Raw genomic sequence first — 17,819 nt, forward strand, 5'->3', positions numbered from 1 at the left:
GACACCCGTTCGGCTCAAGCCGCACCACAGGTTGACCGAAGCATGCGGAGTGACCATGACCCTCGACGTCCGGCCGAGCCCTCGCCCCGTCCGTGACCCCCTCGTGATAGTCCACTGCGGCGCTATGAGCGGCACGCGCCTCGACAAGCGAGTCCGCCAGGTGCGGGAGACCCTCCCGGGTGCGGTGGACCTGACGGTGACGGTCCTGGGGCGTCCCGCGGTGACGACTCCGGCGCTGAGGCGGGTCGATGTGGCGGTGATCAGTGATGGAGGAGCTCGCCTCCTCGCCGACTCCGTGTCATCCGACCGGATGGTGGTGGTCATCCCCTTCGGCGCCCAGGTCGAAAGAGGCTGGTACGAGGAGGTGTTGGCGCGGGCTGCGGCGCACCCCGACCACATCGGCGTCATCCCCCTGGGCGATGAGCACCTCTTCGTCTACCCGGCGGCTGTCCGGCTGCTGGATGCGCCCCGCCGGGCCTGGACGGCGGTGGCGGGCCTGAGCCGTCGACACGACCATGCGAGCTTGCGGCCCCGAACCCTCGCGGCCGTCCTGATCGTCAAGGACGAGGAGCGGGTCCTCCAGTCGTGCCTCGAGGCCGTGAGGCCCCTGGTCGACGAGATCCTCGTCTACGACACAGGTAGTAGCGACGCGACGCGCGCCATCGCTGCGGCTGCAGGGGCTCGGGTCGTCTGCGGGTATTGGGATGACGACTTCGGGGGGGCGCGCAACCGGGCCCTCAGCCACTGCGAGGCGGATTGGGTCTTCTCCATCGACGCCGACGAAATCGTCGAAGCGGAAGTGACCTCGCTCCGGCGATGGGTCGACGCGGCTGATGGAACCGTCGCCCTCGTCGACATCGTGTCGACCGACTGGGAGGGGGCTCGAGACGGACACCGGTCACGGAGCGTCCGACTCTTCCAGCGCGAACACCACGGGTGGGCGGGATCGCTCCACGAGCAGGTCGTCACCACGACCCCGACGGTCCAGAGCACTGCTTGCACCTCACTCCCGCCAGTCACGATCTTCCACTCGGGCTACAGGGACGCGGACGCTCTGGTGAAGGGGAAGCGAGACCGCAACCTCGAGATCAGCCGTCTTGCCCTGACCAAGCTGGACCCCGCCTCTATGGCATGGGGCGATGCCTGCGTCGACTACGGGCGCTCCCTGGCCCTCGGCGGCCGCCTGGACGAGTGCATGGCCGTCTTGAGCGAGGTCCTCGACCACCAAGTGAGCGCCCCACAACTCGTGCAGGCGTCTCGGACCGTCCTCGGGCTCCTCCTTAACGCAGACCGCGTCGATGAAGCTGAGGCCTGGGTCGAGCGCGTTCAGACCGGTGGTGAGGCCCCCGGCCGGGTGGCCATCTGGCGATCGCAGATCATCGCGAAGAAGGGTGACATCGAGAACGCCCGGGCGATCCTCACCCAGCTCATCGCGGAGCCCGGTCGGGGTGGAACCGATCTGTGGGGTCAGCGCCTCCCGCACGAGGCCGCAGCCGTCGCCCTCACCGAGCTGGAGCTGACGGCGGGCTTCGTCGACGAAGCCTGGAACCGCGCCCTGGTGGTTCTGGAGCAGTCACCCGACACCGCGCCCATCGTGCTCCTGATGCGCGCGACGCTGTCAGCTGGACACCAGCTCAGCGACCTTGCACACCGCGCACCCGCGGCTTTCATCGCCCGCACAGCACGAGAGATCTTCACGGTCTGTCCGGACGTGGCGCTCATGTGGTTCGCGGCGTGTCGGGAAGTCCTGCCTGCAGACCCGTCTGTCATCGTTGGCGGGTCCATCGCTGCAGCCCGGACGGGTGTGCCCGAGGCTCTTGCATGGGCGATGCACGCCCGCGAGGTCGGAGTCGATGTGTGCGCCCTGGAACTGGTGGCCGAGGACCGAGAGGTGCCCGTGAGCGCTCGCCTGAGTGCGTACGCCCTGCTTCTGCACGGCTTCCTGCAGGAGTCAGTCCGGCGGCCCCTGTCGGAGCTCATGCAGTCGGCGACCGAGGAAGAGCGCAAGGTGGCGCTCAGGACACTCCGGACGGTCAACCCGCTCGCAGCCGATCTCTTGACGCCTCCTGCCGGCGGCGGGAAGCGATGAAGATCGTCGTGGCTGCGCCGGTCCAGCAGCGCCCGTCAATCCTCCGCCCCTTCCTCGACGGCCTCCTCCAGCAAGCCTCACCCCTGCTGGACGTTCACCACGTCTTCGTGGATGACAACCACGACGACGCGTCCAGCCACATGCTCCAGCAGTTCGCTCGCGACCGACCCGGGACCGTGGTCGTGGACGTGGACAGAGCTGAGCGCTACGTCTGCGACGACGCGACCACGCACGCCTGGAAGGAGGACCTGGTCTGGCGAGTCGCGGCCATGAAGGACGCGATGATCGAGCACGCCCTCGAGGTCGACGCGGATGCCCTCTTCTTCGTCGACTCGGACCTCGTGCTCCGCCCGGGCACCCTGGCGCACCTCGCTCGTCAGGAGAAGGACATCGTGAGCGAGGTGTTCTGGACTCGCTGGCACGCGGAGGGTCCGCTGCTCCCGCAGGTCTGGCTCACGGACGTCTACGGGCTGGCGGCCACGCAACGCGGGGAGACGATCACCGCCGATGAAGCGGCCGCCCGTACTGAGGCCTTTCTGAGGATGCTGAGGACTCCCGGTGTCTACCCGGTGGGAGGCCTGGGCGCTTGCACTCTGATCAGCCGGCGGGCTCTCGAGGGCGGGGTGCGTTTCGCAGAGATCCCCAACCTGTCCTTCTGGGGGGAGGACCGGCACTTCTGCATCAGGGCGGCTGCGCTCGGTTTCGCGCTTCACGCGGACACCCACCTGCCCCCCCTGCACCTCTACCGCGAGTCGGACCTGTCACGGCTCTCAGAGATCCCCGCCGGCCCGACTCACGGGACAGAGTTCGAGGAGGCGTCGTGATCCCGCTCTCTGGCGAGGTCCTCGTCGTCGCCGGGACGAGACCCGAGGTCATCAAGCAAGCGCCTCTGGTGCTGGAGCTCCGTCGACGTGACCTACCCGTCCACGTGGTGAGCACTGGGCAGCACGCCGGCGTCCTCGACCCGCTCTTCGCCCACTTCGGCATCTCTCCCGACACGGCACTCGCTGTCGCGAGGCGGTCCGACCCATCACTGACTGCCCTGCTCTCCTCCCTGACGGCTTCCCTGGGAGAGATCGTCGACCTCCGCAGACCGTCCATCGTGGTCGCCCAGGGCGACACCACCTCAGCCCTAGCAGCAGCCTTGGCCGGATTCCTGGGGCACTCAAAGGTCGTGCACCTCGAGGCGGGACTGCGGACGGGCGACCTCGACTCGCCCTTCCCGGAAGAGGCCAACCGACGACTGATCACCCAGGTCTCCCGGCACCACTTCGCGCCCACCTCGCTCGCAGAGCAGAAGCTGCTCAGCGAGGGCGTCGACCCGACCACGGTGACGATGACCGGGAACACCGTCATCGATGCCCTCACCTTCACCGCCCAGCGGGCTCCGATCACGACTGACGGTGGTGCCCGGCGAGGGGTGCTCGTCACTGCGCACAGGCGCGAGTCGTGGGGGGAGCCGTTCGACAACATCCTCGCTGCTGTCGCTTCGAGCGCTCGCAAGCACACCGACGTGGCCTTCACGTGGGTGGCTCATCCGAACACCAGCTTGCGCGGCCGCGTCGACGCCGCCCTGACCGCGCTGCCGAACGTCACGGTCTCTGAGCCGCTCGGCTACCCCGAGATGATCGCAGCTCTCAAGAGCCACGACCTGGTGCTGACCGACTCAGGGGGCTTGCAGGAGGAGTCGCCCACCTTCGGGGTGCCGGTGCTCGTCATGCGAGACACCACAGAGCGACCTGAGGCAGTGGCAGCTGGATGCGCCGCCCTCGTCGGCACCAACGCCGCCGACATCTGTCGCCAGGTCGACCGGCTCCTCAAAGACCGCGGGGCCTACGAATCCATGGTCGTGTCGAGCAACCCCTTTGGTGATGGGCGGGCAGCGAGCCGCGTCGCTGACGTTCTGGAGCGCATGCTGAGGTCCGACCTGGTCCCTGATCACGGGACGCGCCTGCCGAGCCCCCGCTCGAGCCTCGTTCCTCTGTCTGCAGGAGGTTGACCATGGCAGTGATTTCGGCGGGCCTCGTCCGCAACGAAGCCGACAGGTGGCTCCATGAGTTCCTGGCACAGGCACGCTTCCTGAGCGACGAAGTGGTCATCCTCGACGACTGCAGCGATGACGACACCGCCAGCATCTGCCGGCAGTACGCCGACGAGGTCATCGAGGCCGACTCTCCGACGTTTCTCGTGGCCGAACACCAGTTGCGGGCTCGGTTGTGGTCGGCCGCGACCAAGTCAGCGAAGCGCAACGACTGGATCCTGCTCTTCGACGCCGACGAGCTGCTGGCAGAGGTCGAGCAAGACGTCCTGCGAGACCTCCTTCATAACCGTCGCCTGCCGAACCTCGACAGTCTGAGCTTCCGCTTGCTGGACATGTGGTCTGACACCCACTTCCGGCATGACCACTACTGGACAGCGCACCTCCGCCAATGGGTCAGGGCGGTGAGGTTCGACCCGACCGCTCAGCACCGGTGGCCCGAGATGGCGCAGCACTGCGGCTCCTACCCCATGGGAGCCGAGGGCGTCATCGGAGAGAGCGGCCTCAGCATTCGGCACATGGGTTGGAGCCGGGAGGGCGATCGACAGGCCAAGTTCCGCCGCTACATGGCGGCGGACCCGACGGGCGAGCACGGCTGGCTGGCGCAGTACGAGAGCATCCTCGACCCTGCACCCAACCTCCTCGAGGCCTAGGTGGGCCGACCCGGACGCTGGTGGCTGCCCCCCCCGACGCGGATGGCAGCGCCCCGGCTCTGGTGCCGGGAAGGACCTTGAAGTGAGTTGACCTGCTCGCGGGCAGCCGCTCGATCCTCGAGGTGCTCACCTCGCGCACCAGCGCCCCCTGACACCTCTTCATCGCCTGGCCCTGGCCCACTGAGCGACCTCCGCCGCCAGCACGTGGCATCAGCACGCGTAGTCGCCCCAGTCGCCCTGTGTCACCCCTCTGCGCATGTACCACTGTCGGCACTGCGCCGACGCCGCCCGCCCCACGGAACCGTCGGTCTCCACCGCGCGTGCGGGCTTGGGCCGCCGCTCCAGGCACGGACGCAGCGGCTAGGGGCGCTGGAAGCCGCTCAGTGGACGGCGTTGACGGACTTGGTGCACAACTCCCAGGAGCGACGCAGCCACTCCGGACGCCGCGGGCCCCGACCGAGGAGCGCGTCATCCACCCGGCCAGGAAGAACACCTGAAGGCATTGAGACCCTCTCACCACGCCTATGGAAACTGGACGACGACGTAGGGGTGGCTCGGAAGGGCCAGCACGTCGTCGAGGTCCACGACGACCGGGTCGCCCTCCTCGTCCAGGAGGAGAGTGGTGGTCGACCTCCTCGACCTCCACTCGCGCATCAGAGCCGCTAGAGCCGCTGCGTCTCGGTCCCCGAGCATCCTGGGGTTCCACTCCATGACCAAGGTCCTGATGGCACCTCGATCGATGGTCCTCTCCAGTCCGAGGAGCGCCAGGTGCTCCCCGCCTTCGATGTCCATCTTCAGAACATCGACCCGCTCGACGTCCGCCAGCACCTCGTCGAGGGCGACTGCTGGGACACTGACCGTCTGAACGCCTCGCTCGACGATGCCGGAAGCTGATGCATGGACAGACGAGTCGCCGACGAACCTTTCTGACCTGTGGAAGCTGACGGTGCCAGACACGTCGCTGGCAGCGGCCTCTACGAGCGTGATGTCGCGGTCGGTCAGCCAGTTGGCGGCGAGGCTGTCACGGACGAAGCGCATGGCGTCGGGGTTCGCCTCCACGGCGATGAGCCTGCCGCCGGAACCCAACTTGTGAGCCGCGAGGACGGAGAAGTACCCGATGTTGGCGCCCACATCGACGAAGACGCTGTCCTGATCGAGCGCCCGCCAGAGGTACTGGGTGAGGGGCGGTTCCATCGCTCCGTGCACCACCAGTGTGGGCGTGATGCTCAGGTCGGAAGCTGGTGCGAAGAGGAAGCCGCCGTACACCGGGGTAATCAACATCCTCCCCTGACCGATGTAGGTACCCTGCATGACGTTCTCCCCCTCGACTGTCCCCAGCCTCCAACCAAGCAGGCCGCACGTGCGCTGAGACTGCGACACGCCGATGAGGAGAGCCGAGGGGTCCGGTCGAGTGACTCCACTGATCAAACGCTCAGTGAGTGCCGATGATCTGTCTGTGACCACTGGCAGGAAGCCGGTGGCCGGGACCACGGAGGGCTCCCATGATCACTGGCGTGACTGCAGTCGCTCCGAGCGGAGACGGCGGACCTGTCCGGTTCGCACTCTCCACCGCGGCTTCCTCTCAGTCCTCGAGCACCGAACAGGCGGCGTCCACGTCGCCCGTCGCGGTCGCGAAGCCCGAGAGCAGCTCGGCGGGCTCGTCGACCCAGAACCAGCAGCAGCCGAACCCGCAGGCCCAGCGTCGCGACAGCGGAGGCGACTCCGCAGCCACCGGCGCCTACCTCGCGAGCCTGCTCGCCGCGTCCATCACCGGACGCGCCCCCGAGGGCGCGCGACCGTCGAAGATCACCCCTGAGCGGCTCTCAATGCTCATCTCCTACCTCGAGTCGGCCGTCGCGTCCACGGCGCCGGACCGCGCCGAGGACGAGCACGCGGTCGACGTCAAGAGCTGACGCCCGGCCGCCGCCAAGCGGCGGCGAAGACAGCGACAGCAGCAACAGAAGGCCCCCGCGCTCGCAGCGCGGGGGCCTTCGTCACGTGGGGCCCCGCCGCCGCCCGGGTGGGGAAGTCACCGGGCGGCGGCCGGGGGTCTGGGGGGGCGCCTCAGGCGAGGTGGGCCCAGCCGGTCTGGCGCTGCGCCGGGAGCGAGCCAGCGCCCGCCGTCGTCGTCAGGGCCACCGGAGCGGCCGAAGGCAGCAGAGCGTCAGCGGCCACCACCGCCGAAGCCGTCGGCCCCGTCGAGGCGTGCGCGGCCACAGCCGCGAAGTACGCCTGGCGGCGCCGGTCGACCACGCCACCGGGGCGCTCGACCGAGCTCACGAGAGACGGCTCCAGCGAGGCGTTCATGCCGTCGCGCATCAGGCCGAGGGCCTCGGTCCGGAGCTGGCTGATGCGCGACTCGGTGACGCCGAGCTCGGCGGCCATGTCGGCCACGGAGCGGTCCTCGAGGTACAGACCGGCGACCACCACGCGCAGCCGCTCGGGCAGGGCGTTCACGGCGGCCTTGAGGTAGCGGATCTGCTCGTTCTGGAGCAGCGCCTCCTCCGGGCCGGGGCCGGTCTGGGGCAGGACGTCGGCGAGGGTGCCGTCGTAGGCGTCGATGCTGACGACGGCGCGCTGCACGTCGCCCTTGACGGCGTCGACCTCCTCGGGCGCGACGCCCATGGCGGCGGCGAGCTCGTCGCGGGAGGGCTTGCGGCCCAGCTCGGTGGTGAGCCGCTCCTCGACGCCCTCCATCGCCCGCGCCTTGGCGCGGGCCCCGCGGGGCGCCCAGTCCATGCCGCGCAGCTCGTCGAGCAGCGCGCCGCGGATGCGCAGCGTGGCATAGCGGGCGAAGGGGACACCGGTCGAGGCGTCGAAGCCCGTCGCCGCGGCGGCGAGGGCCGCCATGCCGGCGGAGACCAGGTCGTCGCGCAGCACGTGGCCCGGGAGGCGCACGAGCATCTCGTTCACCTGGTAGCCGACGATCGGCAGGTGGGAGGTCACGAGCTCCTCCACGGCGCTGCGCGAGAGCGGCGTCCGGGAGGAGGGCGATGACGTCGAGGCGGTCACGCAAGATGTGTCGGCAGGGCGGCGTGTCGGCTTGAGCCGAGCGGGTGGTCCCCCCCGGTCGCGCTCAGGACAGCGGCACCGGCGGCCGTTCTCCTCGCAGCTTCTCCTCAGCAGCCCGCGGCGCCTGTCGATGGACAGCGTGATGGACCGCACCACCGTGGTGGGGTCGAGCACCGTAGAGGAGGGCGCGTGGGCGTCGCCGAGGTCTCCAACGTGCTGTGGCGCGAGCGCGAGCAGCTGGAGCTGCTCCTGTTCAAGCTGGAGGAGGAGAGGCTCATCCTCACCAGCGGGGGCACCCGGTGGGTGGCGCACGCCTCCCACGAGGTGCAGCTCGTCGTCGACCAGCTGCGCGAGACCGAGCTGCTCCGCAGCGTCGAGGTCGACGGGTACGCCGCCTCGATCGGGATGCCGCCGTCGTCGTCCCTGAAGGACCTGGCCACCGCCTCCGACGGCCCCTGGGCCTCCATCCTCACGTCGCACCGCGACGCGCTGCTCGAGCTCACCACCGAGATCGCCCGCGTCGCCGCCCACAACCGCGAGGTGCTGGCCCTGGCGGCCCGCAACACCCGCGAGACGCTGCTGAGCCTGACCGGCTCGCTCGAGACCTACGCCCCCACCGGCCGCACCACCTCGCCGGCGCCCGCGCACCTCTTCGACCGAGCGCTCTGACGCTCCCACCCTGAAGACCCCGAGGACGAGACCATGAGCACCTTCTCCGGCATCAACGCCTCGGTGACGGCTCTGCGCGCGCACCGCAGCGCGATGGACGTCATCGGGCAGAACGTCGCCAACGTCAACACCCCCGGGTACACGCGCCAGCGCGCCGACCTGGAGATGCTGAACGCCCCCGGCGGCTCGGGCATGCTCACCGGCAACCCCGTGACCGGTGGCGGCGTCCGCATCGTCGGCATCAGCCGCGCCTTCGACGCCGTGCAGTCGGCCCGGGTCAACGTCCAGACCGGTGACCACGCCCTCCAGCAGGAGCGCGCAGCCACCCTGAGCGACCTCGAGGCGCTCACGCAGGAGCCGAGCGACGCCGGCCTCGCCACGCAGCTCAACAAGATGTGGGCCGCGTACGCCGACGCCGCCACCAAGGTCGGCTCCACCAACGCCGACGGAGCCGCGCGCCAGTCGGTGCTGGGTGCCGCGCGGAACGTCGTCGCCACCCTCAACGCGGCCTGGAACACCGTCGACCAGCAGTGGTCGACCACCCGCACCCAGGTCGGCGCCGACGTCGACTCGGTCAACTCGATGGCGAGCAGCGTCGCGGTGCTGAACGAGCAGATCCAGAAGGCGACGACGACGGGCGGCGCCCCCAACGAGCTGATGGACAAGCGCGACCAGCTGGTCACGCGCATCGTCGAGCTCACGGGCGCGACGACGCAGGCGGGCCGCAACGGCCAGGTCGACCTCTACCTCGGCGGCGGGCTGCTGGTGCAGGGCAACCTCGCCAACGAGCTGACGGTCAGCGAGGACCCGAACACCATGAGCGACGTGGTGAACGGCCAGCTGGCCGCCGAGGCCCTGGCGGGGCCCAGCGCGTCCTCCCTGACGTCCGCCCAGGTCACCGCGTACCAGGCGCTCGTCGCCAAGGGCACCATCACCGTCAAGGTCGGCGACAACACCGCGACCCCGCTCAGCGGCAAGCTGGCCGGCCAGGTGGAGGCGCTGAGCAAGACGCTCCCGAAGGCCTCGCGCGACTACGACGCCGTCGCCACCAGCCTCGCCGCCAAGGTCAACGCCCTGCAGAAGACCGTGGGCGGCATAGACGGCAACGGGAAGACCGTGGTGGCCGACGCGACGGCGCTGACCGCCACCACCGTGCACGGGACCGACCTGTTCACGAGCAACACCCCCAGCCCCTTCACCGACCGCATCACCGCCGGGAGCATCGCCCTCGGCGAGTCGGTCACCGGGAACGCGCTGGTGCTGGGCATGGCCGCCAACGGCGCCAAGGACGGGTCCGTCGCCGTCAGGATCGCCGCGATCAGCACGAGCAAGGCCGACCCGACCAGCTCGGTCGCCGCCGACCGCATGGACCCGCCGGACCGCATGTGGGCCAGCTACGTCTCCGACCTCGGCGCGCGCAGCAGCTCCGCGGAGGCCCGCACGAGCGCCGCCCAGGCGGTCCTGACCTCCTCCATCGCCGACCAGCAGGGCGCCGCCGGCGTCTCGCTCGACGAGGAGAGCGCCGACCTCATCGCCGCCCAGCGCGCCTACCAGGGCGCGGCCCGGGTGCTGACCGCGGTCGACGAGATGCTCGACACCCTGATCAACAAGACCGGACTCGTGGGGAGGTGACCCGATGACCGAGCGCGTGACCCACCGGTCCATCCAGGAGTCGTCGCTGGCGCGCCTGCAGGGCAACCTGGCGACGATGGGCCTGCTGCAGGCGCAGATCTCCAGCGGCAAGAAGATCACCAAGCCGTCGGACGACCCCGCCGGCACCGTCTCCAGCCTCGCCGTGCGCCAGCAGCTGCGTCTCAACGACCAGTACCAGGTGCAGGGACAGGACGGCCTGAGCTGGCTCAACGCCCAGGACACCGCCCTGCAGACGGTCAGCTCCCAGCTCCGCGCCGCGCGCACCCTCGTGGTCGGCGCCCTCAACGAGGGCTACGTCACCGACGGGACGCGCACGGCCACCTCGGTGGAGCTCGACGGCATCGCGGCGACGGTCCTCTCACTGGCCAACACCCAGTACCAGGGCCGCAGCATCTTCGCGGGCACCGCCGGCGAGAGCTACGCCGTGACCATGACGACGGCGGCGGTCACCGGTCCGGGCACCCCGCCCGCCGTGACCTACGCGCCGGCGCAGTACACCTGGGCCAAGACGGGGCTGGTCGCCGACGCGACGAACCCGAAGGGCACCAACACGCCCGTCCTCCGGCAGATCGACGCCCAGAGCTCGGTCCGCGTGGACACCAACGGCGCCGATGTCTTCGGGGCGGACGTCGTCGGCAACGGCACCGCCGCGAGCCAGTCGGTCTTCTCCCTGCTGCGACAGATCAGCGACGAGATCAAGACGCCGAAGGACGCCGGCACCGACATCGCGGTCGACCAGTCCGCGACCCCGCTGGTGCCCGTCGCCAAGGAGCAGCGCCTCAGCACCCTGCTGGGCCGCCTCGACACGGCGATGGGCAAGGTGCTCGAGGGCCTGGCCGACGTCGGTGCCCGCACCAACCGGATCGACCACGCGATGGAGATCGCGCAGTCGAACAAGTACGAGCTGACCGACCAGCTGTCGAAGGTCGAGGACGTCGACCTGCCGGCGGTGATGATCCAGATGTCCCTGCAGGAGACCGCCTACAAGGCCGCGCTCCAGGTGACGTCCAAGGTGCTGAACACCAGCCTCATGGACTTCATCCGCTGACCCGGCTCCGGCCCCGCGAGGGGCCGGAGCACCCGGCGCCCGCGGGCGCCGCCCACGACGACCCCACTCCCCTTGCCACGGACGGCGCTGACCACCCCGAGGAGCCTCGTGAGCAGTACCGTGATCGTGATGGACAGCGAGACGCAGCCCGCCGTCGCCGCCGAGCTGACCGACCTCCCCGAGGTCAGGTTCGCCGCGCCGCTGCTGGGGCTGGAGCACCTGAGCCGCTTCGCGCTGGTCGAGCTCGACCCGGACAGCCCGCTGCTGTCGCTGGAGAGCCTCGAGGACGCCGCCGTGCGCCTGCTCGTGCTCGACCCGGCCGCGGTGGTCGAGGGCTACGCCCCCACCCTGGACGGCGTCTCCCGCGCCGCCGTGGGCCTGGCCCCGGGCGAGGAGGGCCAGCTGTTCGTCGTCGTCAGCCCCGGCGCCTCGCTGGAGGAGTCGACGATCAACCTGCTCGCCCCGATCCTGGTGAACCCCGCCACCGGCACCGCCGCGCAGGTGGTGCTCACGGGCAGCAGCTACCCGCTGCGCCAGCCCCTGGCCGCCTGAGGTCCGCTCTCCCGCACTCCGCTCCACCCGCCGAGGCCGGCGCTCCCGACGAGGGGCGCCGGCCTCGGCGCGTCTGCGGGTGCCCGCCGCTGTCAGCTGCAGAGCGGTGACGAGCCAGCGCCCGTCGTCGTCGCCCGGAGTGCTGGGCCCGGCTGCCTCGTGCGTCGACCTCGGCGTTCCGCGTGCGCGTGGGTGCTCACGCCGGTGCGGAACGCCGGTTCGATGTGCGCCCGTGCCGTCATCGGCCTCGGGACTCACCTGGGTGTCTGCAGGTCTTGGCGATCGGTGGCCTCCCCGGCCGCCCTCGACCCACCGATCGCCAAGACCTGCGTCGGGGCAGTGACGAGCCAGCGCCCGTCGTCGTCGAGCGGGGCGGGTGGCCCCCGCTGGGGGGGTCTGCACCAGTCCCCGAATGGCGCAGGGTGGCCCTGCACCAGTCCTGCTGGCGCGGGGCCACCCTGCGCCATGCGGAGAGGGGGCGGAGCAGCACCCCGGGCGGGACGACGACGGAGGGCCGGCCCCCACCAGGGGAGCCGGCCCTCCGTCGTCGTGCGGCAGCGAGCCGCCGAGGGGTCAGACCAGGACGACCGCCAGGGCGCCCTTGCCGTAGCCCTTGACCTCGACCGAGTAGTCGACGCGGCCGCCGCGCTTGGCGAGGTTCGCCGACACGTCGCCGGCCAGCCCCTCCCCCGGTGCGTGGTGGGTGTAGAGCCGCAGGTGCGGGGCGCCCGGGGTGTTGAACAGCGACGCCATGATGTTGAGCACCTCGGCGGCGTTGTCGCGGTGGTTCTTGGGCAGCTCGCCGTCGGCGACCAGGTCCTGGGCCCCGCCGGGGGGCATCAGGCCGATGGCGGCGCCGGTGAAGACGGCCAGCGGGAGGTCGATGGCCACGAGCGCCCGCAGGACTGTCGTGTCGTCGACGTAGGTGGCCACGAGGTTCTTGCCGGCAGCGTCGAGCGTGCCGCCCTCGTGGAACTCGCAGCTCTTGCCGAGGAGGCCCTCGAAGAGGTCCTTGACGTCCTTGGCGGCCGGCAGCGGCGTGGTGGCGGTGCTCATCAGCCGATCACCGGGGCCAGGTGGTCCTCGAAGGTCTCCGAGGTGAACGGCTTGGCGATGAGGAACAGCGCACCGGCCGCCGAGGCGGTGGAGCGCATGTCGTCGGAGCCCTCGGAGGTGACGAACCCGAAGGGCACCTGCGAGCCGGAGGCGCGCAGCGCCCGCAGGCACTCGATGCCGGTCATCTCGGGCATGTTCCAGTCCGACAGGACCAGGTCGGGGGCCTCGGAGGCGACCTTCTCCAGGGCCTCGCGGCCGTTCTCGGCCTCGACCACCTCGTGGGAGTCGTACCCGGCCTGGCGCAGGGTGCGGATGACGATCTGCCGCATGACGCGGCTGTCGTCGGCGACGAGGATCTTCACGGGCTTCCTTCCTCGATCGAGGGGTTCGGGGGGGTGGGTCAGTGCGGCAGCGGGACGCTGCAGACGACGACGTCGACGCGCTCGCCGCGCCACAGGCTCGAGACGAGGTGCTCGTCCGGGCCGCTGGCGGGGGGCTGGGCGCCGACCATGGGCAGCGTCAGGGACGACGCCTCGGGCAGCAGGGCCTTGAGGCCGCCGCCGAGGACGTTGGCGAGCTCGCCGAAGCCGTCCTCGACGTCCTCGGCGTCCAGCACGGCCGGGGCGCGGCCGCGCAGCAGGGCGCGGGTGAGCTCCTCGGCGGCGCTCGCGGACGTCGTCAGGACGACCCGTCCGCGCCAGGGGCCGTCGATGCCGACCCAGGCGCTGACGGTCGCGGCGGGCAGCTCGCCGTCGAGGGGGACGAGGACCTCGTCCTCCCCGATGAACGACGCCCAGATCTCGTCGGCGATGGCGCGGACGGTCTCCTCGGGCAGCAGCTCCGCCGCGGTGGCGCCGGAGATCCCGTCGACCGGCGCGCTCAGCAGCTCGCTCACGGCACCTCCACCGGGACCAGGCCCAGCAGCGACAGCTTGTCGCGCAGGGCGTCGGGGGTGAACGGCTTGATGAGGTACTCGTGGGCGCCCGCGGCGAGGGCGCGCACGATCTGGCCGTGCTCGCTCTCCGTGGTCACCATCATGAGCGTCACGTCGCGCCACTCGGGGTTCTCACGGACGGCGTTGACGAAGCTCAGGCCGTCCATGACGGGCATGTTCCAGTCGATGCAGGCGAGGTCGGGCACGAAGCCCGCCTCGAGCTTGTCGAGGGCCTCCTGGCCGTCGCCGGCCTGCGTGATCTCGTAGCCGAGGTCCTCGAGGATCCCCCCGACGATCCGCCGCATGGCACGGGAGTCGTCGATCACCAGAGCGTGCACTTCTGTCTCCCTCTCGTTCGGTGGGTCAGGCGATGGGTCGGTAGGCGGAGGTGCGGCCGAGCGCGACGCGCTCCCACCCCGGGTCGACCCCGAGGGTGGTCTCCGCGGCCCCCAGGAACAGCCAGCCGTCGGGGCGCATCTGGGCGCGCACCTTGCGGAGGATGTCCTGCTTGGTGGGGACGTCGAAGTAGATGAGCACGTTCCGCAGGAAGACCACGTCGAACGGGCCCATCCGCGGGTACGGCTGCGCGAGGTTGAGCGTGCTGGTGGTGACCATCGACCGCAGGGCCGGGGACACCTCCCACTCGGTGCCGGCGCGGGTGAAGTGGCGCACGAGCATCGGGGCGGGCAGACCGCGGTTGACCTCGAGCTGGCTGAAGCGACCGGCCTTCGTGCGGTCGACCATCTCCTGGGAGAGGTCCGTGGCGGTGATGGCCACCCGCGACGTCCCGGCCGGGACGACCTCGGAGGCGATCATGCCGATCGTGTACGGCTCCTGGCCGCTGGAGCACGCCGCCGACCAGACCCGGATCTTCTCCCCGGGGCTGCGCTGCGCGAGCAGCTGCGGGAAGACGCTGGTGCCGAGCTGGGAGAACGGGTCCCCGTCGCGGTACCAGGAGGTCTCGTTGGTGGTGAGCGCCTCGACGATCGACTGGGTGGTCGCCTTGTCGGGACGGCGGCGCGAGCGCTCCACCAGCTGCGCCACACCGGCGTCGCCGGAGCGGCGCGCGACGGGCAGCAGGCGCGCCTCGACGAGGTACTCCTTGCCGGGGCTGAGCACGATGGCGCTCTCGCGGCGCACCAGGTCGGCCACGTAGCTGAAGTCGGCGGCGGCGAGGCTCATCGGGCCACCCCCGAGGCCAGGCCCGAGGCCAGGCCCGAGGCCAGGCCCGAGGCCAGGCCCGAGCGCGCGGCGGCGGCGGCGAAGGCACCGGCGGGCGGAGCGGAGGGGGCGGGGACGCCGGTGCGGGGCACGCGCTTCATGACGGCGTCGGCGACGGCGTCCAGCGGGAGCACCTCGTCGGCGTGGCCGGCGGTGGCGACGGCGCCCGGCATCCCCCAGACCACCGAGGTGGCCTTGTCCTGGGCGATGACGTACCCGCCGGCGGCGCGCACGGCCTGGGCGCCGAGCTTGCCGTCCGACCCCATGCCCGTGAGGACGACGGCCAGGACGGCGCCGTCGAACGCCTCGACGGCGGAGCGGAACAGCGGGTCGACCGCCGGTCGGCAGAAGTTCTCGGGTGGTGACTGCGTCAGCACTGTCCGTCGCTCCCGGTTCTGGTGGGTGACGCTGAGGTGCCAGTCCCCGGGCGCCAGGTGGGCGGTGCCGGGACGGAGGACCGACCCGGCCGTCGCCTCGACGACCTGCAGGGCGCAGAGCTTGTCGAGGCGGGTGGCGAAGTGCGTGGTGAACAGGGGCGGCATGTGCTGCACCAGCAGCACCGGCAGCGGGAAGGAGGCCGGCAGGCGCGGGAGGAAGCTCGACAGCGCCTCGGGGCCGCCGGTCGACGAGCCGATGACCAGCACGGCGGGGCTGCGGACCGGCCCGGTGCGCGGCGTGGGCGGTGCGGGGGCGGCGTGCGCGGCGGCGGCCGCGAGGCGCGGCGACGCGGCGGCCGAGGCCGGCGTGGGCTGGCGGCCGGTGAGGGCCAGGAGCTTGGGCAGCAGCTGCTCGCGCACCTGCGCCATCGAGGCCTGCACGCTGCCCACGTTGGCGGGCTTGGTGACGTAGTCGGACGCCCCGGCGGTCAGCGCCTCCATCGTCGCGGACGCGCCGCGCTCGGTGAGGGTGCTGAACATGATGATCGGCAGGCGGCGGTCGGTCTTCCGGATCTCCCGGACCGCCTCGATGCCGTTCATCTCCGGCATCTCGATGTCCATCGTGACGATGTCGGGCCTCAGCGCGGCGATCTTGCCCTGCGCGAGGCGCCCGTTGGAGGCGGTGCCGACTACCTGGACCTGCGGGTCACCGGACAGGCAGTCCGTGACGATCTTGCGGACGACGACGGAGTCGTCGACCACCAGCACCCTGACCGGATCCACCCGGACCTCCCGACCTGTCGTGCAGCGCGCCCCCTGGCGCAGCCGCACTCTCTGGATCGGTGGGTGGGGGCCCCGGGTTGAGCCCGGGAGCCCCGTCAGTCGATCAGAGCCCCGGAAGGCCCCGTTCGGGTCAGTCCGGGGTCAGTCCGGGGTCAGCTCGCGAGGAGCCCCTCGCCCGTGGCCAGCGCCCAGGGCTCGGTGAGGACGGCGAGCGCGTCCTCCCCCAGCAGGTCGGCCACCACCAGGCCCTGGACGCAGCCGCTGACGGCGTTCCAGACGCCCGTGGCGCCGTCACCGGCGTCGAAGCCGGCGTCGGCGAAGGCCTGGACGGCGAGGAGCTGCGCCGCGGCCGCGGCCGGCACGCGCCCGGAGGCGTGCGCCGCCCAGCACGCGTCGTGCATCGTCGCGGCCCACGGGCGGCGGTCGGCGCGGGTGGCGTCGACGGCGCGGCGCCAGCGCTCGCGCCCGGGGGCGTCGAGGTCGCGCAGCGCAGCGAGCAGGGAGCGCAGCGGGGTTCCCCAGGGGGTCCGCGGGTCGGGCGCGAGGTCGAAAGTGCCCGGGACGGACCCGGCGACGGCGCGCTCGTAGGGCTCGGCGAGCCGGCGGCGCAGCGCGCGGGGCAGCTGGCGGGCGGCGTAGGCGGCGACGGCGGCGTCGGCGAGCACGTCGGCGGCCAGGGCGCGGTCGACGCGGGCGGGGTCGTCGAGGTCGGGGAGCGCGCTCGGCTCGGTGGCCCCGGCGTCCAGCGCCTCGTGGCGCACCAGGCGCTCGAGGGCGGAGGCGCTGCCGACCATCGAGGTGCGCAGCTGCTCGGCGAGGGCGGCCACGGAGGTGGGCGCCCCGCCCCCCGCGGCCCCGGGGCCGTCCGCCGCGGCGGGGGCGCCGGTGGTCTGGGAGAGCCGGGGCGCGGTCTCGGCCAGCTCGCGGGCGCGCGCGGAGTCCTCGGCGGCGAGGAAGGGGTCCGCGGCCGGGTCGGAGGTGCGCAGGGGGTGGTGGGCCGCCAGCAGGGCCCACTCCGCCGGCCCGCTGCGCAGCGCGGAGACGAGGACGCCGGCCACCTGGCGCCCGCCCGGGAGGCGGACGAGGTCGTAGCCGAGCGTGGCGGCGCTGGTCAGGGTGTACGGCACGGGGACCTCGCTCGGGGTGGTGGTCGGACCACCCAGGGTGCCGGTCGTGCAGAGGGACGGCGAACCCCGCTCACCCGTCCGTCGTAACGGAGGGTGAGCGGGGTGTCGTCGATGCGGACCGGCCGCAGGGGCGTCAGCCGGTGACGGCGCGGTCGACGTCGAGCGCCAGGAGCAGGCGGCCCTGCGTCTTGTAGGCGCCGCGCAGCAGGTCGCGGACGTCGCCGTCCAGGGTGTCGGGGACCGGCTCGAAGGAGCGGTCGTCGACCTCCAGCACGTCGGCGATGGAGTCGACCAGCAGGCTGATCGACTCGCCCCGCAGGCGGACCACGATGTTCACCGCGTCCTGGCCCTCCGGCCGCGCCGGCAGCGACAGGCGCGCCCGCAGGTCGATCGCCGTGACGACCTCGCCGCGCAGGTTGATCAGCCCGGCGATCGCGTCGGTGTGCAGGGGCACCCGCGTGACCTTCTGGCTGCGGAGCACCTCCTGCACCTGGTCGACCTCGATGCCGTAGAGGTGGTCGGCCAGCTCGAACGTGAGCAGCTGGGTGGTGGGCACCGCCGCGGCGGCCGCCTTGCGGCTGGCCACGGCCGTCGTCGTCGCGGTCAT

At 71.6% G+C, this 17,819-nt stretch carries 19 protein-coding genes; 9 read left to right on the top strand and 10 right to left on the bottom strand.

Features of this window, described 5'->3' with window-relative positions:
• Positions 1 to 55: 55 nt before the first annotated feature.
• From F1641_RS16065 to F1641_RS16080, 4 genes are read left to right on the top strand one after another with little or no spacing between them, the layout of a single operon-like run.
• Positions 56 to 2,089 (top strand): glycosyltransferase family 2 protein, encoded by a 2,034-nt coding sequence (locus F1641_RS16065; RefSeq protein WP_194907262.1) that lies wholly within the window; start codon positions 56 to 58, stop codon positions 2,087 to 2,089.
• On the top strand, positions 2,086 to 2,913 hold the full coding sequence (locus F1641_RS16070; protein WP_194907263.1) for a glycosyltransferase: 828 nt from the start codon (positions 2,086 to 2,088) through the stop codon (positions 2,911 to 2,913). The genes F1641_RS16065 and F1641_RS16070 overlap by 4 nt, the downstream gene beginning before the upstream one ends.
• Positions 2,910 to 4,088: a non-hydrolyzing UDP-N-acetylglucosamine 2-epimerase gene (wecB, locus tag F1641_RS16075; protein WP_206691319.1), complete on the top strand. Its 1,179-nt coding sequence runs from the start codon at positions 2,910 to 2,912 to the stop codon at positions 4,086 to 4,088. Before F1641_RS16070 ends, wecB begins: the two co-directional genes overlap by 4 nt.
• Positions 4,089 to 4,090: 2 nt before the next feature.
• Positions 4,091 to 4,780, top strand: coding sequence for a glycosyltransferase family 2 protein (locus F1641_RS16080; protein ID WP_194907265.1), 690 nt, complete (start codon positions 4,091 to 4,093; stop codon positions 4,778 to 4,780).
• A 522-nt stretch (positions 4,781 to 5,302) separates the two neighbouring features.
• Here the strand turns inward: F1641_RS16080 and F1641_RS16085 are convergent.
• Positions 5,303 to 6,271: an FkbM family methyltransferase gene (locus F1641_RS16085; protein WP_194907267.1), complete on the bottom strand. Its 969-nt coding sequence runs from the start codon at positions 6,269 to 6,271 to the stop codon at positions 5,303 to 5,305.
• Positions 6,272 to 6,294: 23 nt separating this feature from the next.
• Between F1641_RS16085 and F1641_RS16090 the strand changes: the two genes are divergently transcribed.
• On the top strand, positions 6,295 to 6,693 hold the full coding sequence (locus F1641_RS16090; RefSeq protein ID WP_194907270.1) for a hypothetical protein: 399 nt from the start codon (positions 6,295 to 6,297) through the stop codon (positions 6,691 to 6,693).
• Positions 6,694 to 6,844: 151 nt separating this feature from the next.
• Here the strand turns inward: F1641_RS16090 and F1641_RS16095 are convergent, their stop codons facing one another.
• Positions 6,845 to 7,792 carry a sigma-70 family RNA polymerase sigma factor gene (locus tag F1641_RS16095; RefSeq protein ID WP_206691320.1) on the bottom strand — a complete coding sequence of 316 codons (948 nt, stop codon included), beginning with the start codon at positions 7,790 to 7,792 and terminating at the stop codon, positions 6,845 to 6,847.
• A 189-nt stretch (positions 7,793 to 7,981) separates the two neighbouring features.
• Between F1641_RS16095 and flgN the strand changes: the two genes are divergently transcribed.
• The 4 genes from flgN to F1641_RS16115 all read left to right on the top strand — a co-directional run bounded on the left by flgN (position 7,982) and on the right by F1641_RS16115 (position 11,714).
• Positions 7,982 to 8,461 carry a flagellar export chaperone FlgN gene (flgN, locus tag F1641_RS16100; protein WP_194907271.1) on the top strand — a complete coding sequence of 160 codons (480 nt, stop codon included), beginning with the start codon at positions 7,982 to 7,984 and terminating at the stop codon, positions 8,459 to 8,461.
• 33 nt (positions 8,462 to 8,494) lie between these two features.
• Positions 8,495 to 10,093: a flagellar hook-associated protein FlgK gene (gene flgK / locus F1641_RS16105; RefSeq protein WP_194907273.1), complete on the top strand. Its 1,599-nt coding sequence runs from the start codon at positions 8,495 to 8,497 to the stop codon at positions 10,091 to 10,093.
• Positions 10,094 to 10,097: 4 nt separating this feature from the next.
• Positions 10,098 to 11,162: a flagellar hook-associated protein FlgL gene (gene flgL / locus F1641_RS16110; RefSeq protein ID WP_194907275.1), complete on the top strand. Its 1,065-nt coding sequence runs from the start codon at positions 10,098 to 10,100 to the stop codon at positions 11,160 to 11,162.
• A 129-nt stretch (positions 11,163 to 11,291) separates the two neighbouring features.
• Positions 11,292 to 11,714: a flagellar assembly protein FliW gene (locus F1641_RS16115; protein ID WP_194907277.1), complete on the top strand. Its 423-nt coding sequence runs from the start codon at positions 11,292 to 11,294 to the stop codon at positions 11,712 to 11,714.
• A gap of 573 nt (positions 11,715 to 12,287) precedes the next feature.
• Here the strand turns inward: F1641_RS16115 and F1641_RS16120 are convergent.
• The 8 genes from F1641_RS16120 to F1641_RS16155 form a co-directional block, all read right to left on the bottom strand.
• Positions 12,288 to 12,770: a hypothetical protein gene (locus tag F1641_RS16120; RefSeq protein ID WP_194907279.1), complete on the bottom strand. Its 483-nt coding sequence runs from the start codon at positions 12,768 to 12,770 to the stop codon at positions 12,288 to 12,290.
• Positions 12,770 to 13,132 carry a response regulator gene (locus F1641_RS16125; RefSeq protein WP_194907282.1) on the bottom strand — a complete coding sequence of 121 codons (363 nt, stop codon included), beginning with the start codon at positions 13,130 to 13,132 and terminating at the stop codon, positions 12,770 to 12,772. Before F1641_RS16125 ends, F1641_RS16120 begins: the two co-directional genes overlap by 1 nt.
• A gap of 38 nt (positions 13,133 to 13,170) precedes the next feature.
• The gene (locus F1641_RS16130) at positions 13,171 to 13,665 is read right to left on the bottom strand and encodes a chemotaxis protein CheX (RefSeq protein ID WP_194907284.1); all 495 of its coding nucleotides are present in this window, start codon (positions 13,663 to 13,665) and stop codon (positions 13,171 to 13,173) included.
• The gene (locus F1641_RS16135; protein WP_194907286.1) at positions 13,662 to 14,042 is read right to left on the bottom strand and encodes a response regulator; all 381 of its coding nucleotides are present in this window, start codon (positions 14,040 to 14,042) and stop codon (positions 13,662 to 13,664) included. Before F1641_RS16135 ends, F1641_RS16130 begins: the two co-directional genes overlap by 4 nt.
• Positions 14,043 to 14,067: 25 nt before the next feature.
• On the bottom strand, positions 14,068 to 14,886 hold the full coding sequence (locus F1641_RS16140; protein ID WP_194907288.1) for a protein-glutamate O-methyltransferase CheR: 819 nt from the start codon (positions 14,884 to 14,886) through the stop codon (positions 14,068 to 14,070).
• Positions 14,883 to 16,085 carry a chemotaxis response regulator protein-glutamate methylesterase gene (locus tag F1641_RS16145; RefSeq protein ID WP_194907290.1) on the bottom strand — a complete coding sequence of 401 codons (1,203 nt, stop codon included), beginning with the start codon at positions 16,083 to 16,085 and terminating at the stop codon, positions 14,883 to 14,885. Before F1641_RS16145 ends, F1641_RS16140 begins: the two co-directional genes overlap by 4 nt.
• Before the next feature lie 152 nt (positions 16,086 to 16,237).
• The gene (locus tag F1641_RS16150) at positions 16,238 to 17,212 is read right to left on the bottom strand and encodes a hypothetical protein (RefSeq protein WP_194907292.1); all 975 of its coding nucleotides are present in this window, start codon (positions 17,210 to 17,212) and stop codon (positions 16,238 to 16,240) included.
• Between the two features lie 133 nt (positions 17,213 to 17,345).
• On the bottom strand, positions 17,346 to 17,819 hold the full coding sequence (locus F1641_RS16155) for a chemotaxis protein CheW (RefSeq protein WP_194907293.1): 474 nt from the start codon (positions 17,817 to 17,819) through the stop codon (positions 17,346 to 17,348).

The organism is Quadrisphaera sp. INWT6, from assembly GCF_015390235.1.
Classification (GTDB): Bacteria; Actinomycetota; Actinomycetes; order Actinomycetales; family Quadrisphaeraceae; genus Quadrisphaera.